The sequence below is a fragment of the Aldersonia sp. NBC_00410 genome (assembly GCF_026342035.1).
Taxonomy (GTDB): Bacteria; Actinomycetota; Actinomycetes; order Mycobacteriales; family Mycobacteriaceae; genus Aldersonia.
Genome location: NZ_JAPENM010000001.1, coordinates 263,079 through 276,601 on the forward strand (window position 1 = coordinate 263,079; position 13,523 = coordinate 276,601).

Annotated in this window: 16 protein-coding genes; 4 read left to right on the plus strand and 12 right to left on the minus strand. The window is 68.0% G+C overall.

The window, feature by feature from the left end:
* Nucleotides 1-5: 5 nt before the first annotated feature.
* Nucleotides 6-605 (minus strand): type IV toxin-antitoxin system AbiEi family antitoxin domain-containing protein, encoded by a 600-nt coding sequence (locus OG921_RS01225; protein WP_266110515.1) that lies wholly within the window; start codon nucleotides 603-605, stop codon nucleotides 6-8.
* Between the two features lie 94 nt (nucleotides 606-699).
* Here OG921_RS01225 and OG921_RS01230 point away from each other — a divergent pair, with 94 nt between their 5' ends.
* Nucleotides 700-1,458 carry a DUF2993 domain-containing protein gene (locus tag OG921_RS01230; protein ID WP_266110516.1) on the plus strand — a complete coding sequence of 253 codons (759 nt, stop codon included), beginning with the start codon at nucleotides 700-702 and terminating at the stop codon, nucleotides 1,456-1,458.
* Nucleotides 1,459-1,469: 11 nt separating this feature from the next.
* Here the strand turns inward: OG921_RS01230 and deoC are convergent, their stop codons facing one another.
* Nucleotides 1,470-2,129 carry a deoxyribose-phosphate aldolase gene (gene deoC / locus OG921_RS01235; protein WP_266110517.1) on the minus strand — a complete coding sequence of 220 codons (660 nt, stop codon included), beginning with the start codon at nucleotides 2,127-2,129 and terminating at the stop codon, nucleotides 1,470-1,472.
* A gap of 56 nt (nucleotides 2,130-2,185) precedes the next feature.
* Here deoC and OG921_RS01240 point away from each other — a divergent pair, with 56 nt between their 5' ends.
* Both OG921_RS01240 and purU read left to right on the plus strand, forming a co-directional pair.
* Nucleotides 2,186-3,022: a class I SAM-dependent methyltransferase gene (locus OG921_RS01240; RefSeq protein WP_266110518.1), complete on the plus strand. Its 837-nt coding sequence runs from the start codon at nucleotides 2,186-2,188 to the stop codon at nucleotides 3,020-3,022.
* 58 nt (nucleotides 3,023-3,080) lie between these two features.
* Entirely contained in the window at nucleotides 3,081-3,983 is a 903-nt protein-coding gene (gene purU / locus OG921_RS01245) for a formyltetrahydrofolate deformylase (RefSeq protein WP_266110519.1), read from the plus strand.
* On the opposite strand, the gene OG921_RS01250 is transcribed toward purU, so the two are convergent.
* From OG921_RS01250 to OG921_RS01275, 6 genes are all read right to left on the minus strand, one after another.
* Nucleotides 3,980-5,014, minus strand: coding sequence for an alpha/beta fold hydrolase (locus OG921_RS01250; protein ID WP_266110520.1), 1,035 nt, complete (start codon nucleotides 5,012-5,014; stop codon nucleotides 3,980-3,982). The two genes, purU and OG921_RS01250, sit on opposite strands and share 4 nt — an antisense overlap.
* Entirely contained in the window at nucleotides 5,011-5,832 is an 822-nt protein-coding gene (locus tag OG921_RS01255) for a MerR family transcriptional regulator (protein WP_266110521.1), read from the minus strand. Before OG921_RS01255 ends, OG921_RS01250 begins: the two co-directional genes overlap by 4 nt.
* Nucleotides 5,833-5,918: 86 nt before the next feature.
* Complete coding sequence (locus OG921_RS01260; RefSeq protein WP_266110522.1) at nucleotides 5,919-6,212, minus strand: DUF2516 family protein; 294 nt, start codon at nucleotides 6,210-6,212, stop codon at nucleotides 5,919-5,921.
* A gap of 110 nt (nucleotides 6,213-6,322) precedes the next feature.
* A complete protein-coding gene (locus OG921_RS01265; RefSeq protein WP_266110523.1) occupies nucleotides 6,323-7,027 on the minus strand; it encodes a heparin-binding hemagglutinin in 705 nt (234 codons plus the stop codon).
* Nucleotides 7,020-7,547, minus strand: a complete 528-nt coding sequence (locus tag OG921_RS01270) for a helix-turn-helix domain-containing protein (RefSeq protein WP_266110524.1) — start codon at nucleotides 7,545-7,547, stop codon at nucleotides 7,020-7,022. Before OG921_RS01270 ends, OG921_RS01265 begins: the two co-directional genes overlap by 8 nt.
* Nucleotides 7,548-7,640: 93 nt before the next feature.
* Complete coding sequence (locus OG921_RS01275) at nucleotides 7,641-8,855, minus strand: DUF445 domain-containing protein (protein WP_266111018.1); 1,215 nt, start codon at nucleotides 8,853-8,855, stop codon at nucleotides 7,641-7,643.
* A gap of 279 nt (nucleotides 8,856-9,134) precedes the next feature.
* On the opposite strand from OG921_RS01275, the gene OG921_RS01280 reads away from it, so the two are divergent.
* A complete protein-coding gene (locus OG921_RS01280) occupies nucleotides 9,135-9,857 on the plus strand; it encodes a TetR/AcrR family transcriptional regulator (RefSeq protein ID WP_266111019.1) in 723 nt (240 codons plus the stop codon).
* Here the strand turns inward: OG921_RS01280 and OG921_RS01285 are convergent.
* The 4 genes from OG921_RS01285 to OG921_RS01300 are packed head-to-tail and all read right to left on the minus strand — an operon-like array spanning nucleotide 9,854 to nucleotide 13,460.
* Nucleotides 9,854-11,248 (minus strand): hypothetical protein, encoded by a 1,395-nt coding sequence (locus OG921_RS01285; RefSeq protein WP_266111020.1) that lies wholly within the window; start codon nucleotides 11,246-11,248, stop codon nucleotides 9,854-9,856. The two genes, OG921_RS01280 and OG921_RS01285, sit on opposite strands and share 4 nt — an antisense overlap.
* 44 nt (nucleotides 11,249-11,292) lie before the next feature.
* Nucleotides 11,293-12,639, minus strand: a complete 1,347-nt coding sequence (locus OG921_RS01290; protein ID WP_266110525.1) for a DUF2252 domain-containing protein — start codon at nucleotides 12,637-12,639, stop codon at nucleotides 11,293-11,295.
* A gap of 41 nt (nucleotides 12,640-12,680) precedes the next feature.
* Complete coding sequence (locus tag OG921_RS01295) at nucleotides 12,681-12,971, minus strand: SHOCT domain-containing protein (RefSeq protein ID WP_266110526.1); 291 nt, start codon at nucleotides 12,969-12,971, stop codon at nucleotides 12,681-12,683.
* Nucleotides 12,972-12,989: 18 nt separating this feature from the next.
* Nucleotides 12,990-13,460 (minus strand): DUF6325 family protein, encoded by a 471-nt coding sequence (locus OG921_RS01300; protein ID WP_266110527.1) that lies wholly within the window; start codon nucleotides 13,458-13,460, stop codon nucleotides 12,990-12,992.
* Nucleotides 13,461-13,523: the final 63 nt, after the last annotated feature.

Sequence of the window (13,523 nt, forward strand, 5' to 3'; positions counted from 1 at the left end):
AGCGCTCAGCAGGTCGCCGACAGCGCGGCACTGATCCGTCGCGCCACCCGGTCGGGCGCTGCGGCGGCCGCCGCGGCTATCGAGTCGGCGTCGGCGCGCCCGATCGCGAGCGCGTCACCGACCACCTCGTCGAGCATGTGCTGCGCGATCCCGCAGTCGGCGAGGTCGAGAATCGTGCGTTGTGGCGTGGTGACGACGAACGTGCCGGCCGACTCGACGTCGCGGGCGGTCAGCGTGGCCCGCCGCACCGCCACCTCGGCGACGCCGACCGGCGCGCCGGTGGGCGCACTCAAGTGCACCAACCGCGGCCGCAACCGGCCGAGTCCGTGCAGTTGTGCGGCGCTCTGATGCGAAACCGTCGCCGTGCCCTCGAACCATGCACACCATTTTGCGTACTCGTCGAACGGACCGGCCGGCCAATACGCGAGGCGCAGCAGGTTGGTGTGCACCTGATACAGGTCCGATCGGGTCAGTCCGGCGCGCAGCCGGGCGGGGCTGCAACCGGCCGCACGGGCCTGTCGCGCGGTCAGGTATCCGCCCTGCCGACGCGCGAGGTCGGCGAGCATCGGGAAGACCTCGTCTTCGGCACGGTCGGCACGCGGCATGGCGACAGGCTACGCCCGCCGATGTGTGCCACGTCACAGATTTACGGGAGTTGCTCACAGGGCCTGCTCAGCAACTTCGGGGACAATCGGCGCAATGGTGACCCAGATGAACGCTCCCGCACCGGCGCCCAAGTCGAGGCGCAATCGGGTGCTGGCCATCGTGATCGTCGTCGTGGTGTTACTCGCGGCCGGCCTGGTCGGGGCCGAACTCTACGCCCGCCACACGGTGGTCAACTGCCTGACCGAACAGTTCGAGGCCGACCTCGGCTCCCAGGTCGATATCGGCCTGAGCGCGAAACCCGTGCTGCTGCAGGCGATCGACAAGCAGGTCCCGCACGTCACCATCGACAGCGCGGACTCCTCGTTCGGGCCTGCCCAGGACATGCAGGTGCACGCTCGGGCGAACGACATCGACATCACCGGCACCGATACCTCGGCCGCGTCCATCGGTAACTCGAGCGCAGACATCGCCTGGAGCGCGGACGGCATCCTGCGCACGGTGCAAGCACAGACGTTCGGCGGCCTGATCAGCTCGGTGCAGTCGAGCGCGGCCGACGGCACGCTCACCTTCGATGTCGGGCCGGCCGGGCTGGCCCAGCTCGTCGTGCGGCCGGTCGTCGGCAACGGCATGGTCGACGTCGAGACGGTGTCGGCCGAGGTGCTCGGCCTCGGCATCCCCACCGACCTGGTGGACGGTGTCGTGCAGATCATCAGCACCAGCCTGCAGAACTACCCACTCGGCATGACTCCGCAGTCGCTGGTGGTGGACGACACCGGTATCACGATGTCGCTGGCCGGCGGCGCCTATGACGTGCCGCAGGCAACCGATGATTCGGCCCGGTGCGGCGTTTAGGCGTCGCGCCGCTACAGCCCGTCGAGCACCGCGCGAGACTGTGAGAGCCCGAGTCGGGTCGCCCCCGCGGCGATGAGTTCGAGTGCCGCTCCGGCAGTCCGGATGCCACCGCTGGCCTTCACGCCCAACCGGCCGCCGACGGTCTCGGCCATCAGCGCCACCGCGTGCACGTCGGCCCCGCCGGCAGGGTGAAACCCGGTGGAGGTCTTCACGAAGTCGGCGCCGGCCTGCTCGGCAGCACGGCAGGCGCCGACGATCGCCTCGTCGGTGAGCGCGGCGGATTCGATGATCACCTTCAGCACGGTGCCCTCGCCGATGGCCTCACGAACGGTGACGATGTCGGCGAGGATCGCGTTGAAGTCACCCGCGACCGCGGCGCCGACGTCGATCACCATGTCGATCTCGGCGGCACCCTGCTGCACGGCGAAGCGCGCCTCGGACGCCTTGACCAACGAGTGGTGCTTGCCGGACGGGAACCCCGCGACCGCGGCGGTCACCAGTCCCGGCGCCTGCACCGGCAGCATCGACGGCGATACGCAGACGGCCAGCACGCCGAGTTCACGGGCCTCGGCCACCAGTGCGGCCACGTCGTCGGGAGTTGCCTCCGGCTTGAGCAACGTGTGATCGATCATGGCGGCCACGTCGGCCCGGGTCGGCTGTGCATCGGACATGCCCGTGAGCCTGTCACACGGGCCCGAAGGCGCGAACGCGCCACTACGATCGCGTCATGCCTCAGTCGGAGTTCGCGGCCGTCTTCAACGCCGGTCGCGATTCGTTCATCCGAAACACCCCGCTGATCTGGGGCCCGACCGGACAAGCACTGGCGTACCAGTTGCAGTTGCGGCCCGGCGAGACCGTGCTCGACTTCTGCTGCGGCGCAGGCTCCTCCGCGATTCCCGCGGCGATGGCGGTCGGACCCACCGGTCGGGTGCACGGCATCGATCTGGCCGACGACCTGCTCGAGGAAGGCAGGCTCGTCGCTTCCCAACGCGCGCTGCAGAACGTGGATTTCGTGGCCACGGACGCGACCCTATGGGAGCCGCCGAGCTCGGTTCCCGACGCCGGCTACGACGCGCTCAGCTCCTCCTACGGGGTGTTCTTCCTGCCGGACATGGACCGCGCCGTGCACCGGTTGCTCGGGTTGCTCCGGCCGGGCGGGCGGTTCGGCGTGTCGGTGTGGCGATCCGGCTCGCTCAGCGCATTCACTGGCCCCTACTTCGAGGTTCTCGGCCGGTATTCCGACGAGGAGCCCGCGCGACGCACGGTGGATGCGGGCGCGGCCCGCGACCGGGCCACCAAACTCGACACGATCGAACATCTCACCGAGTGGCTGACCAGGATCGGCGGCAGTGCGGTCACGGTCCGCGAGCTGTCCGCCTTCGTTCCCGCGACCGAGCAGGTGTGCTGGGACATGGTTGCGGGCAGCGCGCTGCGCGGCACATTGGCGAAGTTCGACGGGGAAACCGTGGCACGGATTCGCGACGACTATCTGTCCCTGCTGGTCGAGCGGGACGTGCACACGATCGACCTCGGCACCTTGATCGGTACCGCGACGATCGGCTGATGGGCGGTCGCCCGGGAGTGGGTGCGGACCTCGGTGAGACAACTGCCACACTGACGACATGATTGCGCGCGTTTCGAGTACGACGGCCAATTCCGCCGACCGTCGCTATGTGATCTCCCTCGGCTGCCGCGACCGCACCGGCATCGTTTCCCGGATCAGCGGTTTCATCGCCGAGCTGCGGGGCTCGATCGTGGAGGCCGGTTATCACGCCGACGCCGATACCGGTTGGTTCTTCACCCGCCAGGCCGTGCAGGCGTCGTCGTTGGACATCGACGCCGACGAGTTCCGCGAGCGGTTTACCGCGGTCGCCGCCGACCTCGGCCCGGACACGGAGTGGCGGCTGCACGACACCGGCAAACCGAAGCGGATCGTGGTGCTCGTCAGCCGTGAGGCGCATTGCCTGCACGACCTGCTCGGCCGCGCGGCGGGCGGCGAGCTGCCCGGCACCATCGAAGCCGTCATCGGCAACCACAAGGATCTCGAGCCGATCGCGGCAGCGCACGGGATCGGCTTCCACTATGTGCCGTTTCCGGCGGACCCGGGTGACCGCGCACCCTCGTTCGAAGCGCTCCGCGAACTCGTCGATGCGCACGACCCGCACGCCGTGGTGCTCGCCCGGTTCATGCAGGTGCTGCCCGCACCGCTGTGTGAACACTGGGCCGGCCGGGCGCTCAACATCCACCACAGCTTCCTGCCCTCGTTCGTCGGCGCCCGCCCCTATCACCAGGCGTACGCGCGCGGGGTGAAGCTGATCGGCGCGACCTGCCACTACGTGACGTCCGAACTCGATGCCGGACCGATCATCGAGCAGGACGTGATCCGCGTCGACCACGCCGACGCGGTGGCCGACATGGTCCGGCAGGGCCGCGATATCGAGAAATTGGTGCTCTCGCGCGGCCTGCGCTGGCATCTCGAGGATCGGGTGCTCATGCACGGCCGCAAGACCGTGGTGTTCAGCTAGCCGGTTTCGACCAGCGCGCGCGACTTCTCCGCCAACCGAAGCAGTTCGGTGTTGAAGCGCCGCGCCGCCTCGATATTGCTGAGGTGACCGGTTTTCGGAATCACCTCGAAGTGGTCGAGCACCCCGGCCTGCTCCAGCGCCTCGGCGAGCCGCTCGGCGTGCACCGGCGGCGTCAGGTTGTCGCATTCGCCGGCCAGCACGCTGGTCGGGACGTCGAGGTGATCGAACGCGGCCCGCAGGTCGAGCCGGGACAGCACGACGCCCCACTTACCGCGAACCCGCGGGGGGCAGTCGAAGATGATATTCGAGGCGAACTCCACCTGCTCCGGGGTGGCGTAACGACACATCACCCGGTCCTGCAACGCCGCCCGCACCAGCTTCGTCCTGGGCAAGGGCAAGGGTGCACCGAGCAACATCCGTCCGGCGATCACCGGCATGGCGGGAGCGCGTGCCGGCATTGGAATGAGCTTCGAGTCCGGCACGAGCCGATGCGAACCGGTGTTGGCCAGCAGCACCGCACCCGCGTAGCGCCGCACCTGATCGGGATAGCGCGCGGCCCACGCCATGATGCTCATCCCGCCCATGCTGTGCCCGGCGATGACCGCGGTCCGCCCCTCCGGCACGACCGCGGCGAGCACGGCCGCGAGATCGTCGGCGAGCAGATCGGTGCTGAATCGCTTGGGGCCGATCTCGCTTCCGCCGTGACCGCGCTGGTCGTAGGCGATCACTCGGTACTCCCCGGCCAGTGCATTGATCTGCGGGTACCAGTACTCGATGTTGCAGGTCCAGCCGTGGCTCAGCACGATGACGTCGCCGTCGGCCGGTCCGTAGGCATGCACCCGCAGTCGCGCGCCGTCGTCGCTGGTGACCTCGATGACCTCGGGCGCGAGTGCGGGGGTGTTGAGCAACTCATCGTCGTACCGGCCCCGCGGTGGATCGTCGCCGCGGGCGCGCAGGGCCGCGGCGACTCCGATCGCGCCGGCGGCTCCGGCGGCGATCGCGAGCCCGGTGAGGATGGTTCGCTTGGTCACTCGACACTCCCCTGTGTGGCGTTTTCCGGAATCGAAAGCCGGCGGGCAAGTCGCTCGAGCGACTCGGAAATCGCCTCTTCCATCGCCTCCGCCAGCAATGCGGAGACCGCGTCGGCGGTGACCTTGCGCGCCTTGTCCGACAGCTCCTCGGCCAAGCGAGAAACCGCCTGCTCGTCGACTTCGAGTGGCGCGGCGGCCAGGTACGGGTCGGTGATCAAGCCGACGAAGCGCTGCGCCACGTCGCGCAAATTGTGCCGGACCGCGGCCGCCTGTTCGATCAGCGCACCGGGTGTGACGCCGGCCTCGGTGAGTATCCGCGTCGCCTCGATAAGCCGGGCGCTCGCAACCCGGTAGCCGTCGCCAACGGGCACACACAGGCCGGCCGCGATGGCCGCGGCGAGGTTTTCGGCGCCAAGCAGGTCGGCGAGCTCGGCAGGGTGCAAGGTGACCGGCACATCGGCGGGAGTGCCGGGCGCGTCCAGGTTCGCGCGAGCGAGGACGTCCTCGACGCGCATGCCGTAGCGCGCGGCGGTGAGGAGTTCCCCGATGGCGGCGAACGTGTAGCCGCGGTCGAGCATCCGGCCGATCAGGTCGAGTCGGGCCAGGTGCGCCTCGCTGTACCAGGCGGTGCGGCCGGTGCGGCGCGGCGGCGGGAGCAATCCACGTTCTTGGTAGACGCGGACGTTACGCACGCTGACGCCTGCCGCGCGGGCCAGGTCGTCGATGCGCATTTCTCGCGGTGCGTCCTCGCGCGGCTCGACGATTTCTGCGAGCCCGCGTAACAGGCGCGCGGATTCGGACGCGAGAAAGCCAGGCATCCAATCACACTAGCATTGTCCCAATACTCATTGGCAAGGTCGTGGCCCAGCGCGCCACCGATCGGAATTCGTGCCGGTGTGGTGCGCTACCAGCGCGGGCCACGCTGGATCTCGTCGACGCGCGGGCGGACGTCCACCAGATACACGCAGACGGCGACGACCGCGATGATGCCGAAGAAGCCGACCACCGAAGTGATCATCAGGACCAACAGCGAGACTGCGAGGATGCCGAGCCAGATCGGCTTGCTGAGCTTGTCCACCGCGGTGAACGCGTCCTGCCGCTGACGCACGGCGTGGACGAGCGCGAATACCGCACCGGCGACCGCGATGAGCCAGAGCACGAAAAGGATGGCGCCGGTCAGCCCGTTGATGGTGTACACGCCTCCAATATAGAAGAAAGCCGCTCCCCGCCGATGTGGCGGAGGAGCGGCTTTCGTTCCGCGATTCGTGAAACCGAATCAGTCCAATGGGGACGTTTCGGCGAGTTTGATCAGCTCTCGGCCGGAGCAGTCCGCTTGGCCGGTGCCTTCTTTGCGGGCGCCTTCTTGGCCGGAGCAGCCTTCTTGGCGGCCGGCGCCTTCTTCGGCGCCGGAGTCGTAGCGGCTTCCTCGACCGTCTCGGCGACGGCGTCGGTGGCCTCCGCGACGACCTCTTCACCCTTGGCGCTGTAGCGACCGGTCAGCTTCGCGGCCTGCTCACCAACGGAACGGGCCTGCTCGGAGACCTTGGCCAGCGCGTCCTGGGTCTGGTTGACGGCATCGTTGTAAAGGCCCTCGACCTTTTCGATGCGCTCGCTCACGGTCGGCTTGGTGCGCAGCCGCTCGACGGTCTCCTCGCCGCGCACGGCGAGATCCGAGTAGAGATCCAGCGCGACCTTGAGGTAGGACTCGGCGGCCTTGCGCAGTTCTTCGGTGGTGAACTTCTCGCGCAGTTCGGCGATGTCCTCGGGCAGCTCGGACGGCAGCGCGGCCAGTCGCTCACGGAGAGCCTCGATCTGCTCCTGCACGTCGGCAGGGAGGGTGGCGAACCGCTCGCGGGCGTCGTCGACCCGGCCCGAGACGTCGGTGCTGGTGTTTTCGGCGCGCTCACGGACCTGGGTGACCAGGTCGGCGATCGCCTCGTAGGCAGCGTCGTAGGCGCCAACGGTGGCGAAAAGCGGCTTGCGGACACCGTCGATGGTGGTCGGCTCAGTCATTGTCGTACTCCTTAACTCGAGGCGAGTTGTCGTTGGCGGGCTCGGCGGGACCGGGTTGGGAAGCATCCGACGCCGCTGTCGGGTCTGCTACCGGGCGCGTTGCCTGCAATTTGTCGTTCTCACTGCGGAAGGAGTCGTAGATCTCCAGCAGCACCTGCTTCTGCCGTTCCGTGATCGACGGATCGGTAAGCACGGCGTCGCGGATGGGTCCGTGCGGTCGCTGCTCGAGCAGCCCCGCGCGGACATACAGAACTTCCGCAGACACGCGCAGACCCTTGGCGATCTGCGCGAGGACCTCGGCCGACGGATTTCGCAGCCCGCGTTCGATCTGACTCAGGTACGGGTTACTCACTCCCGCCAGCTTTGCGAGCTGACGCAGGGAAACTTCGGCGGATTCGCGTTGCGTGCGAATGAAACCGCCGATGTCCTGCGCGGCGTTGACCACCAGTTCGTGCACGTTCTCCAGGGCTTCGGTTGCCTCCCCGGATACGGTGCCCGACTTCTCGTGGTCGTCTGCCATCACTCACCTTCCGGCCGTTCGTGCATTCGCCAGCCTACGAGCAGGTGCTAGCAATTGCAAGCAGTCTGCTAGCACCCCGCCGCGCGGGCGGAGTCAGGCGCCGAACAGCACCTGCGAGATCGTGTAGATCGCCAGGCCGGCCAAGGCACCGACGACGGTGCCGTTGATCCGGATGAACTGCAGGTCACGGCCGACTTGCAGCTCGATCTTCTTGCTCGCCTCCTCGGCATCCCAGCGCGCGACAGTGTCGGTGATGATCGTGGTGATCTCGGTCGCATAGTTCTCGGCGAGATAGCGGGCGCCGCCCTCGATCCACCGGTCGACCTTGGCACGCAACTGGTCCTCGTTACACAACCGCTCGCCCAGCTGCTGGATATTGATGGCGAGTTTGCGGCGCAGCGTGCTGTTCGGGTCGTCGACCGACTCGAGGATCAGCCGCTTGGCCACCTTCCAGGTCGTTTCGGCGAGGCCGCTGATCTCCTCGCGGCCCATGATCTCGTCCTTGACCCGCTCGGCCTTTTTGATCGTCGCCTCGTCGTACTGCAGATCCTGCGCGAAATCGACCAGGAAACGGTTCGCGGCCAGGCGCACCTCGTGGTCCGGTGTCGAGCGCACCTTCCAGGTGAATTCGACCAGCTCGCGGTAGATCTTCTCGGCCAGCAGAATGTCGACGAATTTCGGGGACCACGACGGCGAGTCGCGCAGCACGATCTTGTCGATGGTCTCCTGGCTGCCGAGCGCCCATTGATGGGCGCGGTCGGCGAGCATGTCGATCAGCGGTCGCTGCCGGTTCTCGGACAGCAGCTCCGCGAGCACCTTGCCGATGGGCGGTCCCCACTGCGGTTCCGCGAGGCGCCGCACGATGGCCTGGTCGATCACCTGGTGCACGTCCTCGTCGCGCAGCACCCCGACCAGCGCGCCGAGCATCGCCGAGGCCTCCGCCGCCACCCGCTTGGCATGTCGCGGCTGCGCCATCCAGCCCCCGAGCCGCAGCGGCACCTGCGTCGAGGCGACCTTCGCGGTGACGACTTCGGGCGCGAGGAAGTTCTGTCCGACGAACGCGCCCAAACTCTCACCGAGCTGGTCCTTCTTCTTGCGAATGATCGCGGTGTGCGGAATCGGCAGCCGCAGCGGATGCCGGAACAGCGCGGTCACCGCGAACCAGTCGGCCAGCGCGCCGACCATGCCCGCCTCGGCCGCGGCTTTGACGTAGCCGACCCACTCTCCCGCATCCTGGGTCTCCAGCCAGGAGCAGAACAGGTAAACCGCGGTCGCGACGACGAGGAATCCGGTGGCCACGGCCTTCATCCGCCGCAGGTCACGGCGCTTGGCCTCTTCGTCCAACGGGCCGGGCGGACTTATCGGCTCGCCCGTGCCGCCGGTCCGGCGCGGTGCGGGGTTCGGCGCCGGCTGTTGGGTCGTCATCGCTTCCACATACCGATTGTGCCGAATCGGGGAGCACATCCCGGGCATGCCAATGCCCCGGCTTCGGACGCACGCCGGGAGGATGATGGGAAGCGGCTTAAGCTGGAGTGGGCGCGACCCGTCGATACGGTCCGCCCGAAACCCGCAATCCGAGGAGCGACCCTGTCCACCGACGAAGCCATTCACATCGATCGGCCGGCCGCGACGGAGAAACCGGACGGGCGCAAGCGACGCTGGCGTGAGCACAAGATCGCGCGCCGCGAGGAACTCGTCGACGGCACGCTGGCCGCGATCCGGGCACGCGGGAGCAATATCGGCATGGACGAGATCGCCGCCGAGATCGGCGTCTCCAAAACCGTGTTGTACCGCTACTTCGCCGACAAGGGCGATCTGATCAACGCGACGATGCTGCGCTACGTCGAGACGATTCTGGCGCCGCGCATCTACGCCGCGATCGCAAGCGGCGGCGGCGAGTTCGAGCTCACCCGCTCGGCGATCACCGCCTATGTGGACACCGTCGCCACGGATCCGGACATCTACCTGTTCGTGATGAACAACAACACCGGCGCGAACCAGCACGTGATCGCGGACTCCGAGCGAATGTTCGCCGAGGTGGTCGCCACCGTGCTCGGCGAACGCGCCCGCCTACTGGAGATGGATTCCGGCGGCTCGGTGCCCTGGGCCTACTCGATCGTCGGCGGCGTGCAGCTCGCCACCCACTGGTGGATCTCGAACAAGTCGATGTCCGCCGAGGACCTCATCGACTACCTGCTCATGATGACCTGGAGCGCCATCGAGGGCGTCGCGCGCTACGGCGGTTCACCAGCCAAGTTCAAGGCGCAGGATCACGAGCTCCCACGCCCCGACGCCCCGCCGACCGCCTAGGCAGCCGCGACCTCGTCCGGCTTCGCGGGACGCGCGGGACGGATCAGCACCTCCAGCGCGACCAGCGCGAGCACGGCAAACACGACGATCCACCCCACGACGAGGCCGGTCGGGTACCGCCAGAACATGAGCGCGATGGCGGCAACAGCGACGATCGCCACGCGCAGTGGGATCCGGGCGTTCCAGCCCCACCGCTCGAACTCGCGGGGCTCGCGACCCGAGCGGCGCTTGTTGACGGCATCGAGCCCGCGACCGAAGCCGCTGCGCACCGCGACCGCCGAACGCGAGCCGCCGACCAGATACGACACCACGGCGATGACGATGCCGAGCACCGCGACCGCGCGCAGCGCCGTCCGCAGCGGCACCAGCAGGGTGTCGATCACGGCGGTCGCGGCGCCGGGGGTCAGCACGTCGGCCGGCACGTTGTCCAGGTAGACGGCTCGACCGATGAGAATGCCGATCGCGAGCAGCAGCATGCTCACCACCAGCGCGACTCCGACGAGCATCAGCGCGCGCAGCCGTCGGCCGGTCGGGGCAAGCGCGACCGCCGCCGCGGCCGCGGCGATGGTCAGCCAGGGCAGCCAGGTCGCCACCTTGTCGAGGGCATTCACGGCGCGTTGTGCCTTAACCAGATCGGGCGACTGGATGAGTACGAACTGCTTGTCGACGGCGGGGATCTTGTCGGCGAACGCGAATCCGCGCTCGGCGAGCCTGCTCTTGACCTGTTCGATGATCGGCGCGAGCGAGATGCTCACCGTGCCCTTGTCGTCGATCTGCACGGCTTCGGGTCCACCTTCGCCGGTGACGACCGTGACGAGCGCCTTATGTGCGGCGCGATTGGCCGCGATCCAGAGGTCCTCGAACTGCTGCGACTGCACCAACTGCGTCACGGTGTCGTGCACGAAATTCTTGGCCTGGCCGGCGATCACCGGCGCCAGCCCGACCACCGCGGCATCGAGACGTGGCGTGTTGCCGTCGAGAACGGGGATCTGGGTCAGTGCGGTCAACGCGTTCGCGGTCATGGTCTCGATGTCGACCCGGTCGAACACTTCGTCGGTGATCTGGTCGGCGATGTTGGCCTGTACCGCCGAGTCCGACCCGATCGGCGCGATCGTCGAGACATAGCGGTCGGTGTCGAGCACTTGGCTGCGCACGAATCGTGTCGTCACCGAGGTCAGCGCCAGCACCGCGACCAGCACAATCAGGATGCCGACCCCGATCCATCGCCAAATGTGGTGCGGCGCCCGGGGTGCCGTCCCGAGATCGGGACCGGATGTCGGCGGCGTGGGGGCGGCGCCGGCGCGCAGCTCCGCGACCTCGGCACGCAGCCGCTCGAGTTCGGCGCGCTCATCGTCGGCGAGTCCGCTGCCGGCGGTATCGGTGGTGACCATCACGATCCCTTTCCTTACACCGGACGGTTTCTCCGTCGGCGGCATCACGTCCCAAGTGGGGCCGTGATGCGATCGTCCGCTATTGCCGCGAGCAACGCGGCGTGATCGAGCTGATTTTGTTCCGAATACGACGTGGCGAAAGAAACCATGGCGTCGTCGAATTCGTCGGTCGATCCCAGGTACGAAGCGATCGCGATGCGGTCACCGGACCGGGCGTGTGCCTGGGCCAGCACCCGCGCACATGCCCGCCCGTATCCGGTCAGGCCGGTGGCCGACAACGATTCGACCTCCGCCGGCCCGGTCCGGTCGACGTGCCTGCGCAGGTAGAAATCCCGTCGCGCGCCGTCGAGATCCCACCCGCTCGCCCAGCCGAGGAACGGGTCGGGGGTGTGCTGCATCAGTCGCTGGCCCTCCACCACGCGTTCGCCCTGATTCGCGAAGCTCGGCCCGCCGAGATAGCCCGCAAGGACCGACGGCTGAGCCTCCTTGGCCTGCAGCAACAACGGATCCCGGTCGACCACCCCGCGCAGGTACAGCAGCCAGACTCGGGCGCCGACGCTGCGCACGCCAATTGCCGTCCGAGCGGCCTGGATCAGTTCGAACTGATCCACCAGGACACGTGTCTCCCAGCGCAGCGTCGTGCGAAACGCGCTCAGTCGACCGATCAGGTTCCGGTAGCACTCGTCCGCGTCGGCGAACAGTTCCTCGATCGGCACGACGGTGGGCGGCACGCTGATGATTCGATGCGCACCGTCGAGCATGTCGGTCAACTCGTCCGCCGCCCGGGGGGCGGCCTCGTTCGCCGGCGGCGCCACCCCGGACTCGACGCCGGCGTACCAGACCGCGAGGGTGCCGCGCTCGGCCGCGGCCGCCATCGTCTCGCGGTATTCCGCTGCGCATGCTCGCGTGATCCGGTCACGCTGCGCCACGGTGCAGCCGGTCTCGTCCGCGGCGATCGCCAGACTCGTGACCAACCGCTTGACGTCCCATTCGAACGGCCCGGGGTGGGTCTCGTCATACTCGTCGATCCCGAATACCGGCACCTGCTCGGGGCTGCCGAAGAACCCGAAATTGCTCAGATGCGCGTCCCCGCACAGTTGCACCCGCAAACCGGAATTCGGCGCTCGATACAGGTCGTCTGCCATCAGCAGCGCAGACCCGCGGGAGAAAGCGAAGGCGCCGTCCGACATTCGGCTGTAGTGCAGGGGAACCAGGTCGGGCAGACGCGTCTGCGCCTGCCTGCCCAGCAGTCCGATCGGGTCACGACCGGACCCACAGTGGTGTACCGCCAGCATCGCAAAGCTGGTGATCGCGCGGGCTCGCCGGCCGCGTCCCGCCCGTTCCGGAGCGGTGGGAACGGCGGTGGTGCGCTGTATCGCCGGCTGCGCCATGGCGGCCCTGCCCCCTTTCGGCGGCCTGCGAACATCGACGGTCAGGATGCCAGAATCTTGGCCTTCTCGGCGGCGAACTCTTCTTCACTCAGCACGCCCTGCGCCTTGAGTTCGCCAAGTTTCTGCAGTGCCTCGATCCGGTCGTACGTCGCCGCTCCGCTAGCGGCCGGTGGTGGCGTTGCGACCGGCTGGGCCGGGGGTGGGGGCGGCGCTTGTTCGTATTCCTGCTGCGCCCAGCGCTGTCCCTGCCGGCGCGAGACCCGGTTCGACACCGAGGTCGCCGTACCGGCGATCACAGCGGTTCGTGCAACTCCGCGCAACAATCCAGGCATGCTTGTGCTCCTGTCGTTTCAGTTGTCGCCGTCGAGCGCATCGACGGATTCGAGAAGACCCTGGGCCGGGATTCGCCCGGACGCGACGAGCTGTGCGCCGCTGCGTCGCACGGCGGCGGCAAACGGTGCTGCCCAACGGTTCTCGTACACGAGGACCGCCGCCGAGGAGCCCGGCTCGAGCACACCGCCCGCGTCGTTGAGATCCCCGGAATCGAGCAGGCCGCTCGACGCCTCGGCGAACAACGCGACGTCGATATGCCCGTCGAGGTTGAGATCTGCAATCTCGGTGATGGCGATGGTTCCGTCGGCGTCTTTGCGGATGAACGTCAGGTCGAGGACCCGCACGATGTCACGGTCGACGAGGTCGAGTAGCAGGGTGAGCGCGGTACCGTCCGGCGTCCAGCCCGGCGGATACTCCACGACGAGATAGTCGACAGGTCCCAATTCATCCGCGGTATCGAGTACCGAATCGGCGATGTCACTGGTCATACATCGAACTTGTCACCTCGATCGGCCGTGCGGATCATCCGAGTGGTATGAGCCCGCCGGTCG